Origin of the sequence: Caballeronia sp. EK (assembly GCF_014384845.1) — a bacterium.
GTDB classification, from domain to species: Bacteria; Pseudomonadota; Gammaproteobacteria; order Burkholderiales; family Burkholderiaceae; genus Caballeronia; species Caballeronia jiangsuensis.
This window is the reverse complement of the sequence record NZ_JACSUE010000004.1, coordinates 214111-238956: the sequence shown is the minus strand read 5'-3', so window position 1 is coordinate 238956 and position 24846 is coordinate 214111. Positions and strand designations below refer to the sequence as shown.

Sequence of the window (24846 nt, the reverse complement as noted above, 5' to 3'; positions counted from 1 at the left end):
TCAACCCTGGATCGCATCATGAAAACAGCCCGTTTCTTCCTGGCCGGCGCCGCGCTCGCGTCCTGCTTTCTGACGCAGATCGTTCATGCCGAAACGATCAACTTCGGCATCATCTCGTCGGATTCGTCCGCCGCGCTCAAAGGGCGCTGGCAGCCCCTCATCGACGATCTGAACAAGCAGACCGGTCTCGACGTGAAGGCGTATTTCGCGACCGACTACGCGGGCATCATCGAGGCTATGCGCTTCAACAAGGTGCAGGTGGGTCACTTCGGCAATGCGTCGGCGATCGAAGCCGTCGATCGTTCGAATGGCGAAGTCTTCGCGAAAGTGAAGTACAAGAACGGCGAGGCGGGTTATTACTCGCTGCTCATCACGAACGTGAACAGCAAGTGGAAGTCGCTCGATCAGGTGCTGAAGAACTCGAAGGACATCAATCTCGGCTTCGGCGATCCGAACTCGACATCGGGGACGCTCGTGCCTTCGTACTATCTGTTCGCGAAGAACGGCATCAATCCGAAGAGCGCGTTCAAGAGCGTGCTGCCGTCGAGCCATGCGGCGAACATGCTGGCGGTCGCGAACGACAAGATCGATGTCGCGACCAATAGCACCGACATGCTCGACACCATCAGGACGCAACATCCGGCGCTGTATCCGAAGATCCGCGTGCTGTGGCAGTCGCCGCTGATTCCGTCGGACCCGCTCGTGTGGCGCCGCGATCTGCCGCAGGAAACGAAGGACAAGCTGAGCAACTTCTTCTACCACTACGCTGAAAAGGATCCGCGCGAGCAGGCGGTGATGGCGGCGATCTCGGGTTATTCGGGCTTCGCGGAATCGTCGGACGCGCAGCTCGTGCCCATTCGTCGGATGGCGCTCTTCCAGAAGAAGGAGCAGGTGCAGAACGATGCGCTTCTTGACGCCGCCGACAAGCAGGCGAAGATCGCGGCGCTCGATCAGAAGATCGCCGCGCTCGACAGCACGGCGGCGAAGTAAATGAAGCCGCTCGACGTAGCCACGTTCGAGGCCGGCATCGTCCGTCCGGTCCATGCGAGCGCGCCCAAGCGTAGCTGGACGTCGATGCTCGGGTGGATCGTCGTGATCGCCGTGCTCGGATTGTCATGGAAGAGCGCCGACATGCGTCCGCTCGATCTGCTCGGCGCATCGGGCAACATGAGCCAGTTCGCGCGCGACTTCTTTCCGCCCGACTTCAGCGAATGGCGCACGTATGTGCATGAAATGAGCGTGACGCTCGCGGTCGCGGTGTGGGGCACGGCGCTCGCGCTGGTTTGCGCGGTGCCGTGCGGCTTGCTCTCGGCGCAGAACATCGCGCCGGTGTGGATCTCGCAGCCGGTGCGACGTCTGATGGACGCGTGCCGCGCGATCAACGAGATGGTCTTCGCGATGTTGTTCATCGTCGCGGTCGGGCTCGGGCCGTTCGCCGGCGTGCTCGCGCTGTGGGTGCATACGACCGGCGTGCTTGCCAAGCTATTCGCCGAAGCGGTCGAAGCCGTTGATTCGAGGCCGGCGGAAGGCGTGCGCGCAACGGGCGCGAGCAGTCTCGATGAAATCGTCTACGGCGTGCTGCCGCAAGTATTGCCGTTGTGGATCTCGTTCGCGCTGTATCGCTTCGAGTCGAACGTGCGTTCGGCGATGGTCGTCGGCATGGTCGGCGCGGGCGGGATCGGCGTGGTGCTGTATGAAGCGATCCGCTCGTTCAACTATGCGCAGACGGCGGCGGTGATATTGATCGTTATCCTAATCGTCTCGCTGATCGATCTCATCTCCGGCTGGGTGCGCGAGCGCGTGATCTGAACCGCTCATGAGCTTTCGATGCAAGCGCCGAGATCAGGCGCTCGCGTCGTTCCAACGGTTTCCCTTGCATACCCGACGGCAGCGCGTAGCGCTGTGCCGGAGTTCTTTGGCGCTGAACCAGCGCGCTGAAACATCTAGCGTGTCAGACCGTGCGTGAGCCAAGCCCGGTTGGTCCTTCGAGGGCGACACTTAGGCGAGGGCCACGGGCGGCTGGCAAGCATGGCCAACGTGCGTGTGACCGCGGGCCTGAACGAGCTGCTTTCTTTGCCTACTTTCTTTGCAGCAGCAAAGAAAGTAGGTGCCGCCCCGCACAGGGGCAACGCTAATAAACCAACACGAATACGGGATCCGGCGAAAAACCCTGAAGCGTGCGCGGCAAACCGAGCCAAGCACCTCTCCATTCCCAGCACGAATTCAGATCCCGCCCGTGTACGCGAGCACATCAAGAAATTGCGTCCCAGCATCGGCGAGCATACCGGAGTTATCGATCTTCACCACATGCGCATGCGATGGCAATTCAAACGCGGGGCGCCGCGCAAGACGCGCTTCGATCTGCCGCGCATCCTCGCGTCCGCGCCGCGCGAGCCGCGCGGCCAGAACCGACGGCGTTGCATCGATATGCACGAAGCGCGCATCGGGATAACGCTCGAGCGCGAGTCCCGCATGCTGCCGCGAACCGTTCACGACGACGGGCATACCGCGCGCGAGCCACGCATCCAGTTCGATGCCGATGCCATAGCGCAGCCCGAGACTGGTCCAATGCATCGCGAAGAGGCCGTATGAAAGCCTCGAAGTGAATTCGTCATGCGTAAGCGCGATATGGTTCTCGCCGTCCGCGACCGTGCGCGTGATGTAGCGGTGCGCGAACATCACGCGCGCGCCGATACGTTCGCGCGCGAAACCGAGCAGCGAGTCCTTGCCCGCGCCCGATGGTCCCATCACGTAGATCAACTTCGTGCTATCGACTTCGGTCATGCCACGTCCTGTGCGTTGTTGAACGGCAGGCGCTGCCATAACGTGAAGGGCGCGCCCGGCTCTGGTTCGATGAAAAGCGCCGCGCCATGCATCGGCAAGGGGCCGAGCATGTCGATGCGCCGCATCCAGTCCGACACGATCGACGCGCGCGTGTTCGCATCGTCGAGTGAATCGGAGAGCGTCATGTGAAAGCGATATTCGTCGAACACATACGGATAGCCCCATGTACGCAGAAGCTCGATTTGCCGCGCGCTCATGCCTTCCGCAATGCGTCGTTCGATGCTTTCACGCGTAGGCATTGCACGCAGCGCGGAGAGGGCCTGCAGCGCACTGGCGGCGAGTGTGCGAAGCGTCGCCTCGTCGCTGGCTTCGGCGGGCCGCAGCGCGACGAACCGGCCCAGTTCGGCGGCCTTCACAGGCATCTCGAAGCGCTGCACGGCGCTTGCCCATGCGAGTGCACAAGCGAGCACGTCCGCGAGTTCGATGCCGGGCGCCATGTGAAAGGGCGCGACGAGCGTCGCGTGCCAGCCGTATCGGCGCGGCGCGTGCGTCACGTCATAAGCGGCGGTTGCAATCTCGCGTCCGTTTTCGGGATCGCGCCCGAGCCATTCGCATCCCTCGCGCCACCACGCGGAGGACGCGGGCGGCGCGTAATAGAGCGCCACGCGCGGATGTCCGGCGACGCTCATCGATCGTGCTCGACCATCAACTGCACGCGATCCGCCGCGAAATGCGTGATGCCGTACTTGATCGGCACACCGTCCTCGTCGACATCGACGTTTTCGACCCACAGCACCGGCTGCTGACGATTGATCTGCAAGCGCCGCGCCACGTCCGACGAAGGCAGCACGCTGCCGATGCGGCTCCATTTGCGCGTGTAATCCTTCACGCCGAACTGCTCCAGCGCGGCGCTCACGCCGCCCGCCGCTTCGATGGTCGCGGGCAGGTCGTTGAAGCGCGTGGCCGGATACCAGCTGCGCGCATAGGTCATCGGGATCCCGTCGGAATCCTGGCGCGTCTCGATCTGATAGACGAGCGTGCCCGCGCGCACGCCGAGCGCTTTCGCGACGGCCGGATCCGCCTTCACGCGCTCCGAGCTCAGCACGACGCCTACCGAAGTGAGCTTCTGGCGGCGCAGGTTCTCCGTGAAACGCGTGCGGCGCCCGATCTGATAATCGATCGCGCCCGGCTGCACGAACGTGCCGCGCCCCTGCTCGACGCTGACGAGGCCCGTCGCGGCGAGCCGCAACATCGCGCGGCGCACCGTATGACGGTTCACGTCGAAGCGTTTGGCGAGCTCGGCCTCGCTCGGCAGACGCCCTTCGTCGCCGAAGCTCTTCGCGGCGATCTCGGCGGCGAGGATCTGCTCGATCTGCCGCCAGACCGCGACCCCCGCGCCGCGCTCGACCGCATGCAGAGGCGCGGCATTTTCGTTCGATGTCATTGCGCTGTCATTCCTGTCGGTTTGAATATCGATCTATCGAATTGTAGTGCCCAATTCGTGATGGAAATGTGAAAACCACACCACATGACCAAACGTCTAGACGACTAGATAAGATGACGAGTAGCATATGACAGTCAGATCCTTTCGAACATAGGGAAAGCGATGGGTAATTCATTGGAGTCGCGGGGCGCTCGGGGTCGCCGCGAATGGATGGCGGTGCTGGCGCGCACGCCGCGCGATGCGCTGAAACAGGCGCTCGACGCCGCGCTCGAAGGGGCGAAGGCGCCTGAGTACGAGTGGCTGCGCGCGCCGGATATCGGGCTTGCGATGGTGCGCGGGCGCATCGGCGGCACGGGCGATGCGTTCAATCTCGGCGAAACGACCGTCACGCGAGCGACATTGCGACTGCGCACCGGTGACGGCGGAGCGCCGGTCGGCGTCGCCGTGCACATGGGCCGCGACAAGGAGCGCGCGACGCTCGCCGCGCTCGCCGACGCGCTCCTGCAAATGCCCCGCTATGCGGACAGGTTGCAGACGCACCTGATCGAACCGCTGGCCGCGCGCATCGCCGATGAACGGCGTCGCAAAGAGGCCGAAGCGGCCGGGACCAGGGTCGAATTTTTCACGATGGTGAGAGGCGAATGATGAGAATCGACATGACCCGGCTCGTGCCGGGCTTCAACGACACGATCCACGACGCGCAGCGCGTGTTCCGCGCATTGCTGGATGCGTTGTCGCGTCCGGGCAGCATCGTCGCGATCGACGCCGCGCTGCCGGACAATCACGCGATGCGCGATGCGCTCGCCGGGCGCGTGCCGCTCGCCGCGTTCGCGTCCCTGCTCGCGCTGACGGATTATTCGACGCCGGTTTTCATCGAACACGAAGACGACGTGCTGGGCGATGCGCTGCGCTTCCACGCGAGCGCGCCCCTGACACGCGATCGCCGCGAGGCCGCGTTCGCCTATATCGACGACGCGCGCGACATGCCTTCGCTCGATGCGTTCTCGCACGGCGATCCCGAAGCGCCCGAGGATGCCGCGACGCTCTTCATCCGCGTGCCCTCGCTGACAGAAGGCGAGCCGCTCGTGTGGCGCGGTCCGGGTATAGCGGAGTCGCGCACGGTCGGCATAGCGGGCTTGTCGCGCGAGTTCTGGCGCGAGCGCGCGGCGCTCACCACGCTCTTTCCGTGCGGCATCGATTGCTACTTCGTCGCGGGCGGCTCGCTCATCGGCCTGCCGCGCACGACGCATGTGGAGGTGAACTGATGTACGTCGCGGTCAAGGGTGGCGAACGCGCCATCGAACGTTCATGGGACGTGCTCGCGAAGCAGCGTCGCGGCGATCTCGCCGTGCCCGAGCTTTCCGTCGCGCAGATTCGAGAGCAGATGCGGCTTGCCGTCGCGCGCGTGATGACCGAAGGCTCCGTCTACGACGAAGACCTCGCCGCGCTCGCGATCAAGCAGGCCGCGGGCGATCTCGTCGAAGCGATCTTTCTGCTGCGCGCGTATCGCACGACATTGCCGCGCGTAGGCTACACGCTGCCGATCGATACGGAAGCGATGTGCGTCGAGCGTCGCATCTCGGCAGCGTTCAAGGATATCCCCGGCGGCCAGATGCTGGGCGGCACTTACGATTACACGCAGCGTCTGCTCGATTTCAGCCTGCTCGCCGAAGGTCAACAAGCTGGCGATGTACCTATCGCTGGTAAGGCAGCCGAAGAAAGCGCGATGCCGCGCGTGCTCTCCATGCTCGACAGGGAAGGCCTGATCGAGCAGGAGCGCGCGCACGAGAACGCGCCGCCGCCGGGCGATCTGTCGCGCGAGCCGCTGTCGTTTCCTGCCAATCGTTCGACGCGCCTGCAAAACCTCGCACGCGGCGACGAAGGATTTCTGCTTGCAATCGGCTATGCGACTCAGCGCGGCTACGCGCACAGTCATCCGTTCGCGGGCGAGATTCGTCACGGTGAAGTCGCGGTGGAAATGGTCGTCGATGAACTGGACTTCGCGATCGAGATCGGCGAGATCGATGTCACCGAATGCCAGATGATCAACCAGTTCGCGGGCAGCGGCGACGTGCCGCCGACCTTCACGCAAGGCTACGGCCTCGCCTTCGGTCATTCGGAGCGCAAGGCGATGGCTATGGCCCTCGTGGATCGCGCATTGCGCGCGGAAGAACTGGGCGAAACGGTTGGTGCGCCCACGCAGGATCCCGAGTTCGTGCTGTATCACAGCGATAACGTGGAAGCGTCCGGTTTCGTGCAGCACCTGAAATTGCCGCATTACGTCGATTTTCAATCCGAGCTGGAACTGCTGCGCCGCCTGCGCGCGGCGCATCGCCCGGATGACAACAAGGAGAATGCGGCATGAACGCACTCACCGAAGGCTATAACTTCGCGTATCTCGACGAGCAGACCAAACGTATGATTCGCCGCGCACTGCTCAAGGCGGTGGCGGTGCCGGGCTATCAGGTGCCATTCGCGTCGCGCGAAATGCCGCTTCCGTATGGATGGGGCACGGGCGGCTTGCAGGTGACCTCCGCGATCATCGGCGAGCGCGATACGCTGAAGGTCATCGATCAGGGCTCCGACGAGACGACCAACGCGGTGAACATTCGCCGCTTCTTCGCGCGCACCGCGGGTGTGGCGACCACCACGCGCACGGCGGACGCGACCATCGTGCAGACGCGTCACCGCATTCCGGAGACGCCGCTGACGGACAAGCAGATCATCGTCTATCAGGTGCCGATGCCCGAGCCGCTGTACCGGCTCGAACCGCGCGTGACGGAGTGCAGGAAGCTCCATGCGCTCGCGGACTACGGCCTCATCAACGTGAAATATTATGAGGATATCGTGCAGCACGGCAGCATCGCGAAAACCTACGACTATCCGGTGCTGGTGAACGACCGTTATCTGACATCGCCCTCGCCGATCCCGAAGTTCGACAATCCGAAGATGCACATGAACGCCGCATTGCAGCTTTTCGGCGCGGGCCGCGAACGGCGCATCTATGCGATTCCGCCTTATACGAAAGTGAGAAGTCTCGATTTCGAGGATCATCCCTTCAGCGTGCAGAAGTGGGAACATGCGTGCGCGCTGTGCGGTTCGCGCGAAAGCTTTCTCGACGAAATGATCGTCGACGATCAGGGCACGCGCATGTTCGTCTGCTCCGACAGCGACTACTGTCACAGCCGTCGCGACGATGAAGAGGTGGCGCAATGAACGCACTGCTGAAAGCGACGCGACTCACGAAGCGTTATGACGGACGCGGCGGTTGCGTCGATGTCGATTGCGATGTCTATCCGGGCGAAGTGCTGTGCATCGTCGGCGAATCGGGCTCGGGCAAATCGACCTTGCTGAATGCGCTCGCGTTGCGCAGCGAAATCGACAGCGGTGCGCTCACGTACACCACGCGCGAAGGCGAGGCGCTCGATCTCCTGACGCTCACCGAAGCACGCAAGCGTCTTCTCTCGCGCACCGAGTGGGGCTTCGTGCACCAGAACGCACGCGATGGCCTGCGCCGCAACGTATCGGCGGGCGCGAACATCGGCGAGCCGCTGATGGCGATCGGCGCGCGCCACTATGGACGCCTGCGCGAAACGGCCACCGACTGGATGAGCCGCGTCGAACTGGATGCGGCGCGCATCGACGAATTGCCTTCGGCGTTTTCGGGCGGCATGCAACAGCGCCTGCAGATCGCGCGTAATCTGGTGACGGGCCCGCGCCTCGTGTTCATGGACGAGCCGACCGCCGGCCTCGATGTATCCGTGCAGGCGCGCCTGCTCGATCTGCTGCGCACGTTGACGAGCAAGCTGCATCTCGCCGCCGTGATCGTCACGCACGATATCGGCGTCGCGCGTTTGCTCGCGCATCGGCTGATGGTGATGAAAGACGGGCGCGTCGTCGAGAGCGGTCTCACGGACCAGGTACTCGACGATCCGCAACATCCTTACACACAGACGCTCGTCGCGTCCGTGCTGCCCGTTTGAGGTGCGAGACATGACCATGAATGCCTTTGTCACGAACGACAAGCTGATGCTCCAGGCGCACGGCATCGAAAAGACCTTCACGCTGCATCAGCAGGGCGGCGTGCGTATCGCCGCGCTGTCGGGCGTCTCGCTCGATGTCGAACGCGGCGAATGTGTCGTGCTCGCGGGCGCATCCGGCGCGGGCAAGAGCACGTTCCTGCGCTGCATGTACGGCAACTATCTCGCGACGCGCGGCACCATCGCGATTCGTGACGATAGTCGCGCATCACGCCATATCGTGCTGACCGAAGCCGCGCCGCACGAGATCATCCGCCTGCGCAATACGACGATGGGCTACGTGAGCCAGTTCCTGCGCGCGATCCCGCGCGTGTCGTCGCTCGATCTCGTCGCGGAGCCGCTCGTGTCGCGCGGCGTGGACGAAGACGAAGCCCACGCCCGCGCGAGCGCATTGCTCGAACGCCTCAACGTGCCGCGACGTCTGTGGGCGCTCGCGCCCGCGACCTTCTCGGGCGGCGAGCAGCAGCGCGTGAATATCGCGCGCGGGCTGATCGCCGCGCATCCGCTTCTATTGCTCGATGAGCCCACCGCGTCGCTCGATGCCGAGAACCGCGACGTGGTCGCCGATCTGATCGTCGAGGCGCGCGGGCAGGGCGCGGCGATCGTCGGCATCTTTCATGACGAGGACACGCGCGAGCGCGTCGCGACCCGCATCGTGCGGCTCGCGAGCGTAAATGGCGCATCCGTTCAAACCGATTCCGGAGTGTTGCAGACATGCTGATCAAGAATGCGCGCATCGTGACGCGCGACGAGGAGTTCATGGGCACCGTGCGTGTCGCGGACGGACACATCGCGGAGATCGCGCCGGGCAATACGGCGGCGCGCGAAGCCGTGGACTGGGAAGGCGATTATCTGCTGCCGGGTTTCGTCGAGCTGCACACGGACAACATCGAAAAGCATCTCACGCCGCGTCCGGGCGTGCTGTGGAATCACGAAGCGGCGATCATCATCCATGACGCGCAGGTGGCGTGCGCCGGGATCACGACCGTGTTCGATGCGCTCGGCGTCGGTTCGCGTCCCGAAGAGGGCGTGCGCGGCCGGGAGCTTCAGGTGCAATGCGCGAAGTCGATCGGAAAGTTCGTCGAGCGCGATCTCCTGCGCGCCGAACACTTCCTGCATCTGCGCTGCGAAGTGGGCACGACGGATGTCGTCGAAGTGTTCGATTCGCTGTCGTCTCATCCGCTTTTCAGGCTCGCGTCGGTGATGGATCACACGCCGGGGCAGCGGCAATGGCGGGACCACGAAAAGTGGCGCAAGTATCAGGAGCGTCACGGCAAGTGGAGCGACGAGCACACGAACAATATTCTCGCCGAGCTGGCCGAACAGCAGGCACGTTATGCGGCGAAGCATCGCGCGGATATCGTCGAGCGTTGCAAGGGCTTGAACATCTCGCTCGCGAGTCACGACGACACGCTCGTCGAGCACGTCGAGGAAGCGGCGCGCGACGGCATCGCACTCGCCGAATTTCCGACGACGCTCGACGCGGCCCGCGCCGCGCGCGAGCACGGCATCGCGACGATCATGGGCGCACCGAACGTCGTGCGCGGCGGTTCGCATTCGGGCAATGTGTCGGCGCTCGATCTGGCGCGCGAAGGGCTGCTCGACATTCTGTCGTCGGATTACGTGCCGTCGAGTCTGCTGATCGCCGTGTTCGATCTCGTGAGCAAGGCGGGCTGGTCGCTGCCGCGCGCGGTCGCGACGGTGTCGTGGACGCCGGCGCATGCGGCCGGTCTGACCGATCGCGGCGCCATCGCGACGGGCCTGCGCGCGGACCTCGTGCGCGTCGCGTCGGTGGACGGCGTGCAGGTGCCGCGCGAGACTTATCGCGCCGGACGCCGCGTGGCCTGACGCGCGGCGCTTCATTTCCTTCCCGACAGCCACACGTCAGCGCTTCGTCATACGCGGGTAAGCCCGCGTTGACGAAGCGCAAGCTTGTTCAGTATTGTCACACGCGAGTTCGCTATGTGAATCGGTGTTCGTCTAACGAACTTTTTGCACCGATTCCGCGCGATTGACCGGTGGCTGCGGCCCGCATTTCAACGAAAAAAACGCTTGCGGGAAGCGGTTTCAATTCCGGGATGCGACCTTTCCAGGCGCGCGCCCATCATTGAAAAGGGAATGAAGTGAGTAGAAGTCCTGCCGTGAACGTACAGACGTTCATCAACGATCATCCGTTCTCGCCGTTTCAGTGGCTCATCTTCGGGATGTGCTTCGTGATCGTCCTTCTGGATGGTTTCGATACCGCCGCGATCGGCTTCATTGCGCCTTCGCTCGTCACCGAATGGCAGATCAGCCGGCCGGCGCTCGCGCCTGTCCTGAGCGCGGCGCTCTTCGGGCTCGCCGCGGGCGCGCTGCTTTCCGGGCCGCTGTCGGACAAGCTCGGCCGCCGCGTGATGCTGCTCTCGTCGGTGCTGCTGTTCGGCGTCGCGTGTCTCGCGTCGTCGTTCTCCGCCGACATCACGCAACTGACGGCGCTGCGCTTCGTCACCGGCCTGGGGCTCGGCGCCGCCATGCCGAACGCCGTCACGATGATGGGCGAATTCTGCCCCGACAACCGCCGCGCGACGCTCATCAACCTGATGTTCTGCGGCTTTCCGCTCGGCGCGGCTTTCGGCGGCTTTCTCGCCGCGTGGATGATTCCGCATTTCGGCTGGCGCAGCGTGCTGATGCTCGGCGGCGTCGCGCCGCTCGTGCTGTCGGTGCTGCTCATCGCGACGCTGCCGGAATCGGTGCGCTATATGGTGGCGAAGGCGAAGCCCGTCGAGAAGATTCGCGCGACGCTCGCGCGCATCTCGTCGGACGCCGCGCAGGCGGGCTCGTTCTTCATGACCGAAGCCGCGCCCGCGGCGGCCGGGCAGAGCGGCATGAGCGTGGTGCTGTCGCGCTCGTACATCGTCGGCTCGGTCATGCTGTGGCTCGCCTACTTCATGGGCCTCGTGATCTTCTACGCGTCGATCAACTGGATGCCGATCCTGCTCAAGGAATCCGGGCTGACGCCGCAAAAAGCGACGCTCATCTCCGCGCTGTTCCCGCTCGGCGGCGTCGGCGCGGTGCTGTGCGGCGTGCTGATGGACAAGTTCAACGCGAACCGCATCATCGCGGCGTGCTATGCGCTGACCGCCGTGAGCGTGTATCTGATCGGTCAGGCCGTGGGCAACGTCGGCCTGCTCGTGCTCGTCGTGTTCCTCGCGGGCGTGCTGATGAACACCGCGCAATCGTCGATGCCCGCGCTGGCCGCTGCGTTCTACCCGACGCAAGGACGCGGCACGGGCGTCGCGTGGATGCTGGGCATCGGGCGCTTCGGCGGCATCGCGGGATCGTTCCTCGTCGCCGAACTGGCGCGCCTGCACTTCAGCTTCGGCGCCATCTTCGCGACGATCGCGGTGGCGGGGCTGGTGTCGGCGGTTGCGCTGCTGATCAAGCAGGCCGCGCATCCGCAGACGGCGATGGCGAGCGATCTCAAGTCGACGGAGCCGGTCGGGCATTGACTCGACGCAGATGTGAGCAGAGGTGATCGCGCCCCGCGTGACTTCGGTCACGCGGGGCGTTTTCTTTTGTGCGGGTGCATTGCGACGCTGCCCGTACCCCTCAAGAACGCAATCCGCTTGCCGTTAATTTGCATACGGCTTTCGATTGCAGGGCCACGTTGCGCCTTCGCATGCAAACGTAAAACCGCCCACGATCGGAAGCCGCAAAGCGAGCGCCTGCCCCGGCGCTTCCATCGGCTCCTTCAACCAGATCGTGAAAAAACTCTCCTTCAAGACCAAGCTCATGAGCACCGTGGGCTTCGTATGGCTCAGTCTGATTCTTCTGTGCGCGCTCAACGCGATCTCCACGAAACACTCGCTGATGCGCAACCGTGAAAGCGCGCTCGCCGAACAGGTTCAATCGGCGACGAGCGTCGTCAGGTTCTATGTCAAGCAGGCGCAAAGCGGCGCATTGCCCGAGGAAGAAGCGAAGAAGCTGGCGATCGCCAGCGTGCGCGCGATCCGCTACGGCACGAGCGGTTATCTCGGCATCCTCGATTCGAAGCTGTTCCAGGTGCTGAACCCCGTGCGCCCGGACACGGAAAACAAGATCAACGATTTCGTCGATGCCACCGGCAAGCATTTCACCGGCGAAATCGTGAAGCACGGTCTCGACGGCTCGCATCTCACGACCTATCTCTATCCGAAGCCCGGCGAGACCGAGCCGCTGCAAAAGCTTACCTACGGCGACTACGTGCGCGAATGGGACTGGCACGTGTACACGGGCGCGTATATCGACGATATCGACGCGGCCTTTCACGCGATCGTGCTCAAGTCGCTGCTGCTCATCGGCGTGATCGGCGCGGCGCTGACGTTGGCGATGACGCTCATCATCCGCGGCGTGCTGAAGAGTATCGGCGGCGATCCGCGCGATGTGTCGATCGTCTGCCAGCGCATCGCGGCGGGCGACCTCGCGCAGTCGGTGCAGGTGAAGCCGGGCGACGATTCGAGCCTCATGCATTCGATGCACACGATGCAGTCGCGCCTCACGCAGACGATCGCGCAGATCAAGCTCGTCGCGGACGGCATCACGGCGGCGTCGCGCGAAATCGCCGACGGCCATCACGATCTGTCGTCGCGTACGGAGGAGCAGGCGGCGTCGCTGGCGGAAACGGCATCGAGCATGGAAGAGCTCACGTCGACCGTGCGCCTGAATTCCGACAACGCGGGGCAGGCGAGCGAGCTTGCGGCGAGCGCGTCATCGACGGTCGAAAGCGGCAGCGGTGTCGTGCTCGGCGTCGTCGCGACGATGGACAAGATCGCGGGCAGCTCGGAGAAGATCGTCGACATCATCGGCGTGATCGAAGGCATCGCGTTCCAGACCAACATTCTCGCGTTGAACGCGGCCGTCGAAGCGGCGCGCGCGGGCGAGCATGGGCGCGGCTTCGCGGTGGTCGCATCGGAAGTGCGGGCGCTCGCGCAGCGTTGCGCGGCGGCGGCGAAGGACGTGAAGACGCTCATCGACGAATCGGTGACGAACGTCACGGCGGGGCAGGATCTCGCGCAGCAATCCGGCGACACGATGAAGCGGATTCTCACGTCCGTCACGCGCGTGAACGACATCATGAGCGAGATCTCGTCGGCGTCGTCGCAGCAGACGCAGGGCATCGAGCAGGTCGGTGTCGCGATCACGCAGATGGACGCCGTCACGCAGCAGAACGCGGCGCTCGTCGAGCAGGCGACGGCGGCCGCCGCCGCGCTCGCCGTTCAGGCCGAGGAACTTAAGAACGCGGTCTCGGTGTTCAGAACCTGAACGCCTTTCATCGAGGACACACCGTTTGCGAAACGTCAGACCGTGGCATGTCGCGTGCTGACCCGTATGGTGCGAACCGGCCGCGGCGCGAGCGCCGCGGCCAGCAGGCAGATCAAGCCGCAAGCATCGCATTTTGCCAACAGCAAACAGGAGTGTCCGACATGAAACGTTTCGCCCTTTCCACCGCCGCTGGCGCTATCGCTCTCGTCTGTGCTTCCGCTTTCGCGCAGGACAATCCGCCTAGCTCGAACACGGGCCTTCAGGCCGGCGACAACGCGCAGACGACGACGCAGCACGCGCAGTCGAAGTCGCACAAGACCTCGCATTCGAAGAAGATGCAAAAGAGCGCGACGAGCGCGGGCCCGTCTACCGATCCGGGCGACACGGCGACGCCGAGCGGTCCGGGCGCGCCGGTCAGCGCGAGCGGCTCCGGCAAGTAACGCGTTACGCGCGATGACATGACGAACGGGACGCCGCGTGGCGTCCCGTTCGCTTGAGGCGCTTGCTCAACGCACGAAGGTGCCGAGACCGTCCTCGTCGTAATACTCCAGCGTCACGCGATCGCTCAGGAACGATACCTTCGATATCGTGCCGGGATTCGCGTTCTCGTTGACGAGCGTGAACGTGAAAACATCGCCGTCCCAGTGCGAGAGCGGCAGGGTCATCGGACGCGGGCCGATGAGAACCGCGAGCGCGCCGCCCTGATCGACGACCTGAATCGGCCCGAAGTAATCGTTCTTGTACGTGCCGACATACGTGGACAGCGCACGCGCGGGCAGCGGCGACGCGGGCGGCGTAGCACCGACGAGCGAGCCGCTCGGCGCCGAAAGCGGCGCGAGCGCTTCGTTGTAGAGCGCGAACCAGTCACGCTGGATCGAGCCGTATTGCACGAGATCGAAGAATTGCTGACCGAGCGCTTCCGGCACGCCGATCGGAAACGCGTTCGTCAGCGCGACGATCGCGAGATTCGTCGACGACACGACCATGAAGCTCGTCGCGCCGCCCGCGCTGAACGCGCCGGAATGTCCGTACGACGCGCGCCCCGCACTCGTCTGCCCCACGTTGAACCCGTAGCCGTAGTAGCCCGCGGGACTGCCGTTGCCGGGCGGCGAGCTTTGCACTTGTGCGGTGATGGCGGCGGTGAGCGCGGTTGCATCGACGACGCGATTGCCGTTGAAGACGCCGGTGCCGAGCATCATCGCGAGCCACTTCGCCATGTCGTTGACCGACGCACTCACGCCGCCCGCGGGCGATTGCGCGTCGGGCATCGTCCCCAGACCCTGCACCCACTGATTGCCGCGCCTGACGTGCCCGGTCGCGCGGTTTGCGCGCGCGATGAAGTCCGCATAACGCGAGCTCGTGCTCGTCATGCCGAGCGGCTTGTAGAGCATGTTTTCGGAGAGCGTCGCCCAGTCGATGCCCGCGGCCGCGGCCACGGACTCCGCCGCCGCCGTAAGCCCGAAGTTCGTGTAGAAGTACGAATGACGAAACGGATGCAAGGGCAGAAAGCGCAGCCGCTGCAGAACTTCCGTTTGCGAGTAGCCCATGTCTTCGAGCTTGTCGCCTGCGTGGTCGGGCAAGCCGGACTGATGCGAGTAAAGATCGCCGATGGTCACCGCCGCGCTGACGTCATCCTTCGACAGCGTGAACCACGGCAGATGCGCGCGCACCGGCGTATTCCACGCGATGCCGCCCGCGCCGACCTGATGCGCGACGACCGAAGCGCCCACCGGCTTCGACATCGACGCGAGCTGAAACACGGTATCGGCATCGACGGCTTGTCCCGAACCGACGAGCCGTGTGCCGAAGCCCTTCGCGTAGACGGTCTGCGTGCCGCGCACGACGGCGACGGCCATGCCGGGCACGCCGGTTTTGCTCAGCAGGTCGTTGGCGAGTGTGTCGAGCTGGGAGAGGGCTGCGTTGACTTGCGCGTCCGGCACGGGGCCGGTTTGGTTACCGTTCGAAGAAGTCGATGCGTTGGCGTCGTCTGAATCCGAACCGCCGCCGCACGCGGCGATCGTGCTGCACAGTGCCGCGCCCAGAAAGCGGCGGCGTCCCTCTGAAGGTCTCATACTCGCGTCTCCCCGATGTCGCGCACGGCGCGCGCAGAGCGGATTCTATATTGGAAACTATCCGTCAGGCGCGTGTCGTATGAAGGAAAGGGAGAGACGCGTCGTGCTCGCCGCCTTACTTCGCGAACAGCGACGACATGTCGGCGAACGCCTTGATCTCGACGGCATTGCCCGACGGATCGAGAAAGAACATCGTCGCCTGCTCGCCGACTTCGCCCTTGAAGCGCACATGCGGCTCGATGATGAAGCGCGTGCCCGCGGCGCGCAGCTTGTCGGCGAGTTCTTCCCATTGCGGGATCGACAGCACGACGCCGAAGTGGCGCACCGGCACGGCGTCGCCGTCGACCGCGCTCGTCGAACGATGCCCGGCTTCCTCGGGCGCAAGATGCGCGACGATCTGATGCCCGTAGAAATCGAAATCGACCCAGGCGTCGGAGCTGCGGCCTTCCGGGCAGCCGAGCAATTCGCCATAGAACTCGCGCGCGGCGGCGAGGCTGTGAACGGGGAATGCGAGGTGGAACGGCGGCATGGCGTGCTGGGTCGTGCTCATGGCGGTGAATCCTTTGATCGACGTGTGGGGAACGAGATCTCAGTGTATTGACAAATAAATGTGTTGAAAAACGATATATTGCGGGAGTCAGCCCCACTATTTTCGATGAATCGACATGCTGCGCGAACTTCAGACTTTCATCGCGGTGGCGCGCCACGGCACGTTTGCGGGTGCGGGCGCGCATATCGGCCTCACGCAATCGGCCGTGAGCGCGCAGATGCAGCGCCTCGAAGCGCATCTCGGCGTCACGCTGTTCGACCGCACCGGCCGTTCCGCGACGCTCAACAAGGCGGGCCGGCGCACGCTCGAACTCGCCGACGAACTCATCGCGCTGTACGCGCGTCTCGCCGAACCGGAAGGCGAGGACGGGCGCGGCGGCTCGCTTTCGGTGGGCGCGATCGCGTCGGCGCATGGGGCGCTCCTGCCTGACGCGATCGGCGCGTTCCGGCGCATGCTGCCCGCGTGGCGCATCCGGCTCGTGCCGGGCGTGTCGCTCAATCTGCTGGCGAGCGTCGATGCGGGCGAGATGGACATGGCCGTCATCATCCGCCCGCCGTTCTCGCTGCCGGCGGAACTGCGATGGCGCGCGCTCGTCGCGGAGCCGTTCGTGCTGCTCGCGCCCGCCGCGAAGAAGGGCGTTCACTGGCGTGAGCTGATCGAGTCGGAGCCGTTCATCCGATACGACCGGCGTTCCTTCGGCGGCCGGCAAGTGGACACGTTTTTGACGAAGCGCCGCATCGTGGTGCGCGACTCGATCGAAGTCGATGAACTGCCGGGCATCGCGCAACTGGTGGCGCGGGGCCTGGGCGTGGCGCTCGTGCCGGTGTCCGATGGCACCGGCGCATGGCCGCGCGGCGCGGTCGCGCTCGATCTCGGCGATGCCACGTTCCATCGCGAGATCGGTCTGGTCGAGCGCGCGCGGCGCGTGCGTGCGGACGAGCCGGATGCGGCGGCGCGGCTTGCCGGCTGCATCGTCGAGGCGGCGGAGCGGGGCGGGGCGAAGACGCCCGTCAAACGCGCACGCGGGCGCAATCCGGCGCGCGGCATCGCCTAGAATGCGTTGCAGACGCTTTTCCTTCGGTGGCCTCCCATGGATGACGAGCGAAATATCGGCGACACGAGAACCCGCCTCGCGGATACGGCGCTGACGTTCGCGCAATCGGGCGCGCGTCGCGGGCAGGCGGCGCTCGCATGGCTCGATCGCGTCGATCCGGGCACGCATCGGCGCATCAAGGGCTTGCGGCTCGTCACGGCGTACGGGCTCGCGGCGTCGCTCGGCGCGTTGCAGGACGTGACGCAGAGCGTGCCCCCGGGCGTGTCCGTCGGCGCGCTCGCGGGCGGCTTTGCGCTGTGGGCGAGCGTGTCGGAGGCGCGCACGACGCGCTTCGAGTCGAGCCGCGATCTGGCCGTTCTGTGCATCGCCGCTGCGTTCGGCGCGCTGACCTTTGCCCTGTTCGGTTCGACGTTTCGCGAGTTCGGGCGCGGCGGCGCCGAGCTGATTCTCGTGACGGGCGCATTCTTCGCGGGCTATCTGAAGCGTTTCGGGCTCGCGGGCGCGGGCATCGGCTCGCAGCTTTATATCGGGCAGCTTCTCGCCTACGGGATGGATCTCAGACCCGGCGATTCATCGGCGATCCTGATCGCGCTGCTGATCGGGATGCTCGCTGCCATCGTGCCGCGCGTATTGAGCGGGCCGGCGGAGCATCCGGCCTTGCTGCCGGCGCTCGCGTCCGAACCGGCTTACGGGCGTCAGGTGATATCGCCCGCGACCGCGATGGGCTTGCAGGCGGCGTGCGGCGCGCTCGTCGTCGTGGTGCTGAATCGCGCGTTCGGGCTGGCGGAATCGGCGTGGGCGATCACGGCTTGCGTGTACGTCGTCGCGACATCGGCGGTCGGGACGGCGGAGCGCGTGCGGCGGCGCATCTACGGGACGCTCGTCGGGGTACCGATCGGGATCGTGTGTCTGCCGCTCGCGGAGCATTGGCCGCTCGTGGTGTGGGAGCTGTCCGCGTTCGCGATGATCGTCTATGCGATGGCGTTGCCGGAGCGGTATGACATCGCGTGCGGGGCGTTCGCTTTCGTGCTCATCGTGACGATGGCCGCGAGTGGCGTGCATTCGGTGGAGCTGCTGACGGCGCGGGCGTGGGAGACGCTTCTTGGCGGGGCGCTGGGGCTGGTTGCGTCGAGGGTTATCTTTCCGTTGCGGGTGGTGAGGGAGTGAGGGGTAGGCGTTGTCCCTATACGGGGCAGCAGTCACTTTCTATCAGCTGATTGCCGAGATGCCCACCTTGGAACTTGACCTCGGCTATCTGATCGCCTTGATAACCGGCTTGACGCGAGGATCGTTGCAGAGTCGATCGCAACCGCCTTCGCATATCGGATACAGAGTTACTCCAAGCTGATGAATGTCCAGATTCCCGCTCGAATCGTGAGCTTCCTCTTCACTTAGAACGTGCGGCTCGATCCAGAAATTCTCTTCTCGTATGCCAAGCTGAGACAGATAGGTTTTGAGACTCTCTCTTCGTTTTTTCACAAGTTCTTCCGGATTTCTCTCGTGAACGTATGCCGCAGGTTGCACGACGCCTCGAATTTGTGTGTCCGGCCATTTACGGGCCTCGATTACCATCTCGGCGATTTTCACACGGTCCGAATTTGGGATTTCTACCGAATTGAGGGGAATCCTGCTTTCCATGAATTCCAGAACCTGGCAACTTATCGCGCTGCCCGAAAACAGCAAAAGAGCAAGAAAGAGACTGGCTGATTTAGCGGTTAGTATTCTCATGAGACTTGGCTCATGCCCAGCGCCCAACGTGAACATCATCCCCTTGTAATCGCAAATTTCCCCGTCGTTGCTGAGCTTGTCACCGACAACCGCAATTCGACGCATCATGATCTGCCTCTGCGACATGCTTCCTTATGCTTTGTTATTAGCATGTATCTCAACTTCGCCATATTGATATGGATAACGAACTTAGCGGATTTGAAAGCAGGGCGGAACAGGTAGACGTTACTTTTTGTCGGCGAAATTGCGCAAAGTTGACGCTTCCTGGATTCAAGCGGCGTGCGAGCAGGTGCCGCCCCTCAACGTTCCGCCACCTTCTCCAGCAACCGATCCAGCACCTCGAAATCCACCGGCTTCACCAGATGCGCATCGAACCCCGCCTGCGCGGAGCGCTCCTTGTCGCCCTCCTGCCCGAACCCCGTCATCGCGACCACCGTCGCACGCCCGACGAGCCGTTGCGAGCGCAGCGTCCGCAGCACCGCATACCCATCCATATCCGGCAACGCCAGATCGAGCAAAACCAGCTCCGGCGGAAAATGCCGGACGACATCGATCCCTTCCTTGCCGTGATACGCGATGCGCACGTCATGCCCCTTCATCTGCAGCAGCATCGCGAGGCTGTCGGCTGAATCGCGGTTGTCGTCGATGACCACGATGCGCAGACCATCGCCCACGGCCTGCGTCGCATTCTGCGCGAGCACGCGATGCGGGCGCGGCGCATCGTCGTCGGAAGCGTAGGGCAGGCGCACCGTGAACGTGCTGCCCTGATTCGGCCCGCCGCTCGCCGCGCTGATCGAGCCGCCATGCATCTCGACGATAGACCGGCACAGCGTAAGCCCGATACCGAGCCCCGCCTCGCCGGGATTCAGATAGTGATCTTCCTGCACGAAGAGATCGAAGATGGACGTGAGCCCCTTCTGCGAAATGCCGCGCCCCTTGTCGATCACCTTCAGCAAGAGCGCGCTCGTCTCGCACTCGATTTCAACGATGATCGTGCTCGCTCGCGGCGAGAACTTCGACGCGTTGTTCAACAGGTTCTGCACCACCTGCACGAGCCGCGTGCTGTCGCCCACGACATGCACCGGCGTCTGCGGCAGCTTCGTGACGACGCGCTGCGCGCGCTCGTCGGTGAAAGGATGCACGAGCTCGATGCTGCGCGCGACGATATCGCTCACATCCACGCGCGCCATGCGCAGATCGATCTTGCCCGTAGTGATGCGGCCCATGTCGAGCAGATCGTCGACGAGCCGGCCGAGATGCGATGTCTGCCTGTCGATGATGTCGCGGCACGCGGCGACGCGCTGCGGCATGTCCGCTTCCATCTGCATCACGCCGATGGCATTGCGCACCGGCGCGAGCGGATTACGCAACTCGTGCGCGAGCGTCGCGAGAAACTCGCTGATGCGCCGCGACGACACTTCGAGCTGTTCGAGGCGCTTGCGCTCGCTCATGTCGCGCGTGACCTTCGCGAAGCCGCGCAGCACGCGATGCTCGTCGTACACCGCCGTGATGATCACGTTCGCCCAGAAGAGCGAGCCGTCCTTGCGCACGCGCCAGCCTTCGTTTTCCACGCGTCCCGTGCGAATCGCGGTCTGCAGTTCGATCTCGGGGATGTTGGCCGCGAGATCCTCGGGGCAATAGAACGTCGAGAAGTGCTTGCCGAGAATCTCCGACGGCTGATAGCCCTTGATGCGCATCGCGCCCGTGTTCCAGCTCGCGATATGGCCGCCCGGATCGAGCATGAAGATCGCATAGTCGCTCACGCTTTCCACGAGCAGGCGAAAGCGCTCCTCCGACAGACGCAGCTTATCCTCCTCGGCACGCTTCGCAGTGAGATCGCGCGTGCACTTCGCGTAACCGATGATCTCGCCCTTCGTATTGCGCGCCGCAGTAATCACGACGTTCGCCCAGAACAGCGTGCCGTCCTTGCGCACGCGCCAGCCTTCATCCTCGAAGCGGCCGGTCGCGTACGCCTGCTTCAGCTCGTAATCGGGCCAGCCGCGCGCCACCGCTTCCGCCGGATAGAAGCGCGACAGATGCTGGCCGACGATCTCGTGCGCCTCATAACCCTTGATCTTGCGCGCGCCCTTGTTCCAGCTCGTGATGCGGCCGCTCAGGTCGAGCATGAAAATCGCGCAGTCTTCGATCGCATCGACGAGCGCGTGATACTGCGAGTCGCTCAGCGCGTGCTCGATCGAAGCCGGGCCTGCGACGCCGAGCTCCGGGACGGCTGATCTCGATCTGGTCATGGTTAGGGTCGTCAGCGCAGCGGTGAAGTGATGGATCGCGGTTCGGCCTGTCTGACGCACGAGGGTGGACGTCTGCTGGACAAAGCCGTCCACACAGTTTACCCGCTGATGGCATCGCGTACCGATACCTTTGTAACAAGCGGTCGCCAGCGGCGCCGTCACGGAAACGTCCCTTGACAGTGCGCGGCGTGGTTTATAGCTTTAATCATTTCATATCCGAAAGAGAGCCTCGCTCATCCGTCGGATTGCCCGTTCGACGCATCCAGCGAACTCCCGTCTGTCGTGCACCGCATCGACGTCTGCAAACGGAGGCTCTCATGGACCGTCGCCGCTTCCTCTCGCTATCCACGTTTTATACCGTCGCGGCCGCCACCGGCACGCTCGCGGCCTGCCATTCCGGCGATCACGACGACGGCGGCAATCCCGGAAGCGGCGGTTCCACGCCGCCGCCGGCGGGCGCATTCGCGTTCCCGCAAGGCGTCGCGAGCGGCGATCCGCGTGACGTCTCGGCGGTATTCTGGACCCGTTGCGTCGCGAACGGGAGCAACGCGGCGGCATCGCCGTCGCCCGTCGCGCTGACGCTGCAGGTGTCCGCGCAGCAGAACTTCGCGCAGCTCGTCGCCAGCGTGCCCTTGAGCGCCGTCCCGGATTACGACTTCACGGTGCGAACCAAGGTCACGGGCCTCGCCGCGAAGACGACGTACTACTACCGTTTCGTCGCGGGCAGCGACGTCAGCGTAACGGGCACGACGCGCACCGCGCCCGCCGCGAACGAAGCGATTCCGCAACTGCGCTTCGCATGGTTCGTGTGCCAGAACTGGAGCGCGAATCACTGGCAGGCGATGTCGCTCCTGGCCGCGGAAACCGATCTCGACTTCGTCGTACATCTCGGCGATTACATCTACGAGGCGGGCTTTGCCGCGCAACCCGGCACCGTGGAGCCCGCGCATCCGGCGATCACGCTGCCGAGCGGCGGCACCTACGCGAATACGCTCGACGACTATCGCACGCTGTATCGCACGTATCGGGGCGACGCGCGCCTGCAGAACGTGCATGCGCGTTTTCCGGTGATCGCGATCTGGGACGATCACGAGTTCTCCGACGACTGCTGGCAGGATCATCAGACCTACACGAACGCGAACCTGCAACAGACCGCGCGCCGCCGCAACGCGAATCAGGCGTGGGCGGAATACCTGCCCGTCGACTGGGGCGACGTGTCGTTCGATCTCAACAACGCGGCCTACGACAATATCCGCATCTATCGCGATTTCCACTTCGGCTCGCTGATGCATCTCGTGATGACCGACGAGCGGCTTTATCGCGACGATCACGTCGTCAGCGAAGCGGCGATCGCGCAGGCGCTCGGGCACGATCCGGTCAACGGCAACGATCTCGTCGGCTCGCGCTATTTCGTGCCGCAGCCAGTGCTCGCGCAGTTCGAGGCAGCCGATACGCAGCGGCTCGGACGCGTGCCGTCGATCTTCGGTCCCGCGCAGACGCAATGGTGGAAGGACACGCTGAAGGCATCCACGTCCATATGGAAAGTGTGGGGCAACGAAGTGATGATGAACCGCCTGTGGCTCGATCTCACGTCGATCGCGCCGGTGCCCGACAACGTCGTGTTCGTGCTCGACTGCGATGCGTGGGACGGCTATCCGTCGCACAAGGCGGACCTGATGTCGTTCGTGAAGGCTCAGAACATCACGAACCTCGTCGCGATCACGGGCGATCTGCACGCGTTCCAGGCGGGCATCGTGCGCGATGTGCCCGATCCCGCGAAGGGCACGCCGGTGATGATCGATCTGATGTCGGCGGGCATCAGCAGCCAGCCCTTCTTCGAGGACGTGAAGACGTATTCGGCGGGCATGCCGCTCGCCTCGCTGATCAGTTCTTCCGCGCTGTTCGACAGCTTCATCCGCCAGAACAATCCGGACATGCTGTACGCGGATCACGATGGCATCGGCTATGCGTCCGCGACGGTCACGCCTACGCAATTCATCGCGATCTTCAACAAGGTGAAGTTTCTCAACGCCGACGGCACCGCGCCGCAAAGTCCGCTGCAAAAGCGCACGCGACTGACGATCAATGCGGGTGCGGTATCCGTCGCCGTCGAGGACAACATCTGAATACGCAACGCGCTCCATACATAAGGCATCGATCCATCCATTCCTATCCTTGCTTTTGAGGGGATTTCAACGCCTGTCCGCGCACGTAGACTGCGTGGACATTTCAGAAGGTCGTTTGCTGGCAGGCAGTGCAATGAGGCCGATTGAAGTGACCATGTGAAACCCTCAGGAGCACTATCATGACCGGCAATCTCAAAGGCATCATCTTCGTCGCGGCGCTCGCGGCCGCTTCCTATGCAATGGCGAGCGGCTATGGACCCGCGCCGTACTACTCGCCGATGGACGGCGCGCCCATGTCGCAGCAAGGCATGAACATGCAGACCATCGCGCAGGACGCGCAGCAGAGCAACGATGCGAGCGTCGATAAATCGAAGCAGGACACCCCCCTAATGCAAGCGCAGGACTGAGTGTGGTTGCATGACTTCGCGTCCTGCCGGTCACTCCGGCGGGACGCGCTCGTGGGTCGAGCCTGTGGCAGGCGGTGCGAATGGGCCCATGAAGTGAATCTTGGAAACCCTCAGGAGCACTACCATGACAGGAAGACTCATCGGCATCGTCCTCGTTGCGGCGCTGATCGCCGGATGCTATGCGCTCGCGCGCGGCCACGGCCCCATGACGTACTACATGGACGACAACGCGCTGTTGTCGCGCTATCTCGCCGATACGGAAACGCTGGCGAGCGACAGCCAGCCCGCCAGCGCGAGCGTCGCAACGGTGAAGCACGAAAGCCCGCTGCTTCAGTCGCAGGATTGAAGACGCTCAGCGCTCGCCGAGCAGCGTGCGCAACATGCGTTCGGGATTCGCGAGAAACGCGCGCGTCACCTTGAAGTGCTCGGTGTCTTCATAGGCGACGCGCTCGATGCCGTTCGCGGTGAACTGATAGATCCACGCGTCGGGGTAGGCCATGAGGATCGGCGAATGCGTGGCGATGATGAACTGCGAATCGTCGTTGACGAGATCGTGAATGCGCGCGAGTGCGGCGAGCTGGCGTTGCGGCGACAGCGCGGCCTCGGGTTCGTCGAGCAGATAAAGCCCTTGTCCGCCGAAGCGCTCCATCAACAGCGTGAGAAACGACTCGCCGTGCGATTGCTCGTGCAGCGACTTGCCGCCGTATGACGAGATGATAGGCGGGCCGAAGCCGGGTTCGTCGTCGAGCTGTTCGATTTCCGTCGCCACGTTGAAGAAGCTTTCCGCGCGCAGAAAGAAGCCGTCGCGCGGACGTTTGAATCCCTTAGCGATGCGCAGATATTCATGCAGCGGCGAATGCGACACGCGCGTGCCGAAGCGAAAGTTCTTCGTGCCGCCCTCGGGATTGAAGCCCATCGAGACAGCGATCGCCTCCAGCAGCGTCGATTTGCCCGAGCCGTTTTCGCCAACGAGAAACGTGACCTTCCGATGCGGCTCCAGTGTATCGAGCGCGCGCACGGCGGGCAGCGAAAACGGATAGGCGTCGAACGAAGGCGCCTTGTCGCGCAGCAGCGTGATGCGGCTGATGAACTGGGTCGAGAGCATCGCCGCG

General features: G+C 64.0%; 25 protein-coding genes. 17 read left to right on the top strand and 8 right to left on the bottom strand.

Annotated elements, in window-relative coordinates; genetic code table 11:
- Positions 1 to 18: 18 nt before the first annotated feature.
- Positions 19 to 990 carry a phosphonate ABC transporter substrate-binding protein gene (gene phnD, locus IAG25_RS13395; RefSeq protein WP_187605287.1) on the top strand — a complete coding sequence of 324 codons (972 nt, stop codon included), beginning with the start codon at positions 19 to 21 and terminating at the stop codon, positions 988 to 990.
- 84 nt (positions 991 to 1074) lie between these two features.
- Entirely contained in the window at positions 1075 to 1809 is a 735-nt protein-coding gene (phnE, locus tag IAG25_RS13390) for a phosphonate ABC transporter, permease protein PhnE (protein WP_238217339.1), read from the top strand.
- Between the two features lie 414 nt (positions 1810 to 2223).
- On the opposite strand, the gene phnN is transcribed toward phnE, so the two are convergent.
- From phnN to phnF, 3 genes are read right to left on the bottom strand one after another with little or no spacing between them, the layout of a single operon-like run.
- Complete coding sequence (gene phnN, locus IAG25_RS13385) at positions 2224 to 2784, bottom strand: phosphonate metabolism protein/1,5-bisphosphokinase (PRPP-forming) PhnN (protein ID WP_187605285.1); 561 nt, start codon at positions 2782 to 2784, stop codon at positions 2224 to 2226.
- Positions 2781 to 3473 carry a DUF1045 domain-containing protein gene (locus IAG25_RS13380; protein WP_187605284.1) on the bottom strand — a complete coding sequence of 231 codons (693 nt, stop codon included), beginning with the start codon at positions 3471 to 3473 and terminating at the stop codon, positions 2781 to 2783. Before IAG25_RS13380 ends, phnN begins: the two co-directional genes overlap by 4 nt.
- Positions 3470 to 4228 carry a phosphonate metabolism transcriptional regulator PhnF gene (phnF, locus tag IAG25_RS13375; protein ID WP_187605283.1) on the bottom strand — a complete coding sequence of 253 codons (759 nt, stop codon included), beginning with the start codon at positions 4226 to 4228 and terminating at the stop codon, positions 3470 to 3472. The genes IAG25_RS13380 and phnF overlap by 4 nt, the downstream gene beginning before the upstream one ends.
- Positions 4229 to 4390: 162 nt before the next feature.
- Here phnF and phnG point away from each other — a divergent pair, with 162 nt between their 5' ends.
- From phnG to IAG25_RS13325, 10 genes are all read left to right on the top strand, one after another.
- Positions 4391 to 4873, top strand: a complete 483-nt coding sequence (gene phnG / locus IAG25_RS13370) for a phosphonate C-P lyase system protein PhnG (protein WP_187605282.1) — start codon at positions 4391 to 4393, stop codon at positions 4871 to 4873.
- The gene (gene phnH / locus IAG25_RS13365) at positions 4870 to 5493 is read left to right on the top strand and encodes a phosphonate C-P lyase system protein PhnH (protein WP_187605281.1); all 624 of its coding nucleotides are present in this window, start codon (positions 4870 to 4872) and stop codon (positions 5491 to 5493) included. The genes phnG and phnH overlap by 4 nt, the downstream gene beginning before the upstream one ends.
- Positions 5493 to 6593 (top strand): carbon-phosphorus lyase complex subunit PhnI, encoded by a 1101-nt coding sequence (locus IAG25_RS13360; protein ID WP_187605280.1) that lies wholly within the window; start codon positions 5493 to 5495, stop codon positions 6591 to 6593. Before phnH ends, IAG25_RS13360 begins: the two co-directional genes overlap by 1 nt.
- A complete protein-coding gene (locus tag IAG25_RS13355) occupies positions 6590 to 7444 on the top strand; it encodes an alpha-D-ribose 1-methylphosphonate 5-phosphate C-P-lyase PhnJ (RefSeq protein WP_187605279.1) in 855 nt (284 codons plus the stop codon). The genes IAG25_RS13360 and IAG25_RS13355 overlap by 4 nt, the downstream gene beginning before the upstream one ends.
- Positions 7441 to 8211 carry a phosphonate C-P lyase system protein PhnK gene (gene phnK, locus IAG25_RS13350; RefSeq protein WP_187605278.1) on the top strand — a complete coding sequence of 257 codons (771 nt, stop codon included), beginning with the start codon at positions 7441 to 7443 and terminating at the stop codon, positions 8209 to 8211. Before IAG25_RS13355 ends, phnK begins: the two co-directional genes overlap by 4 nt.
- 10 nt (positions 8212 to 8221) lie before the next feature.
- Positions 8222 to 8989, top strand: a complete 768-nt coding sequence (gene phnL, locus IAG25_RS13345; RefSeq protein WP_187605277.1) for a phosphonate C-P lyase system protein PhnL — start codon at positions 8222 to 8224, stop codon at positions 8987 to 8989.
- Complete coding sequence (locus IAG25_RS13340) at positions 8983 to 10116, top strand: alpha-D-ribose 1-methylphosphonate 5-triphosphate diphosphatase (protein ID WP_187605276.1); 1134 nt, start codon at positions 8983 to 8985, stop codon at positions 10114 to 10116. Before phnL ends, IAG25_RS13340 begins: the two co-directional genes overlap by 7 nt.
- 275 nt (positions 10117 to 10391) lie before the next feature.
- Positions 10392 to 11756, top strand: a complete 1365-nt coding sequence (locus tag IAG25_RS13335) for an MFS transporter (RefSeq protein ID WP_187605275.1) — start codon at positions 10392 to 10394, stop codon at positions 11754 to 11756.
- Between the two features lie 253 nt (positions 11757 to 12009).
- Positions 12010 to 13548, top strand: a complete 1539-nt coding sequence (locus IAG25_RS13330; RefSeq protein WP_187605274.1) for a methyl-accepting chemotaxis protein — start codon at positions 12010 to 12012, stop codon at positions 13546 to 13548.
- Positions 13549 to 13709: 161 nt separating this feature from the next.
- The gene (locus IAG25_RS13325) at positions 13710 to 13988 is read left to right on the top strand and encodes a hypothetical protein (protein ID WP_187605273.1); all 279 of its coding nucleotides are present in this window, start codon (positions 13710 to 13712) and stop codon (positions 13986 to 13988) included.
- 66 nt (positions 13989 to 14054) lie between these two features.
- Here IAG25_RS13325 and IAG25_RS13320 read toward each other — a convergent pair whose 3' ends face one another.
- Both IAG25_RS13320 and IAG25_RS13315 read right to left on the bottom strand, forming a co-directional pair.
- Entirely contained in the window at positions 14055 to 15620 is a 1566-nt protein-coding gene (locus tag IAG25_RS13320) for a serine hydrolase (RefSeq protein WP_187605272.1), read from the bottom strand.
- Between the two features lie 115 nt (positions 15621 to 15735).
- Positions 15736 to 16170 carry a VOC family protein gene (locus IAG25_RS13315; protein ID WP_187605271.1) on the bottom strand — a complete coding sequence of 145 codons (435 nt, stop codon included), beginning with the start codon at positions 16168 to 16170 and terminating at the stop codon, positions 15736 to 15738.
- Positions 16171 to 16285: 115 nt separating this feature from the next.
- Here IAG25_RS13315 and IAG25_RS13310 point away from each other — a divergent pair, with 115 nt between their 5' ends.
- Together IAG25_RS13310 and IAG25_RS13305 are read left to right on the top strand one after the other, a co-directional pair.
- Positions 16286 to 17224, top strand: a complete 939-nt coding sequence (locus tag IAG25_RS13310; RefSeq protein ID WP_187605270.1) for a LysR family transcriptional regulator — start codon at positions 16286 to 16288, stop codon at positions 17222 to 17224.
- Positions 17225 to 17260: 36 nt separating this feature from the next.
- Positions 17261 to 18391, top strand: a complete 1131-nt coding sequence (locus IAG25_RS13305; RefSeq protein ID WP_187605269.1) for an FUSC family protein — start codon at positions 17261 to 17263, stop codon at positions 18389 to 18391.
- Positions 18392 to 18475: 84 nt separating this feature from the next.
- Here the strand turns inward: IAG25_RS13305 and IAG25_RS13300 are convergent, their stop codons facing one another.
- Positions 18476 to 19060 (bottom strand): hypothetical protein, encoded by a 585-nt coding sequence (locus IAG25_RS13300; RefSeq protein ID WP_222946495.1) that lies wholly within the window; start codon positions 19058 to 19060, stop codon positions 18476 to 18478.
- Positions 19061 to 19251: 191 nt separating this feature from the next.
- A complete protein-coding gene (locus IAG25_RS13295; protein ID WP_375336516.1) occupies positions 19252 to 21201 on the bottom strand; it encodes a PAS domain-containing hybrid sensor histidine kinase/response regulator in 1950 nt (649 codons plus the stop codon).
- Between the two features lie 317 nt (positions 21202 to 21518).
- Here IAG25_RS13295 and IAG25_RS13290 point away from each other — a divergent pair, with 317 nt between their 5' ends.
- The 3 genes from IAG25_RS13290 to IAG25_RS13280 all read left to right on the top strand — a co-directional run bounded on the left by IAG25_RS13290 (position 21519) and on the right by IAG25_RS13280 (position 24080).
- Positions 21519 to 23327: an alkaline phosphatase D family protein gene (locus IAG25_RS13290; RefSeq protein WP_187605267.1), complete on the top strand. Its 1809-nt coding sequence runs from the start codon at positions 21519 to 21521 to the stop codon at positions 23325 to 23327.
- A gap of 179 nt (positions 23328 to 23506) precedes the next feature.
- Positions 23507 to 23734, top strand: a complete 228-nt coding sequence (locus IAG25_RS13285) for a hypothetical protein (RefSeq protein WP_187605266.1) — start codon at positions 23507 to 23509, stop codon at positions 23732 to 23734.
- A 124-nt stretch (positions 23735 to 23858) separates the two neighbouring features.
- Complete coding sequence (locus IAG25_RS13280) at positions 23859 to 24080, top strand: hypothetical protein (protein ID WP_035510112.1); 222 nt, start codon at positions 23859 to 23861, stop codon at positions 24078 to 24080.
- Positions 24081 to 24086: 6 nt separating this feature from the next.
- Here the strand turns inward: IAG25_RS13280 and IAG25_RS13275 are convergent, their stop codons facing one another.
- The gene (locus IAG25_RS13275) at positions 24087 to 24839 is read right to left on the bottom strand and encodes an AAA family ATPase (RefSeq protein WP_187605265.1); all 753 of its coding nucleotides are present in this window, start codon (positions 24837 to 24839) and stop codon (positions 24087 to 24089) included.
- Between the last annotated feature and the right edge of the window lie 7 nt (positions 24840 to 24846).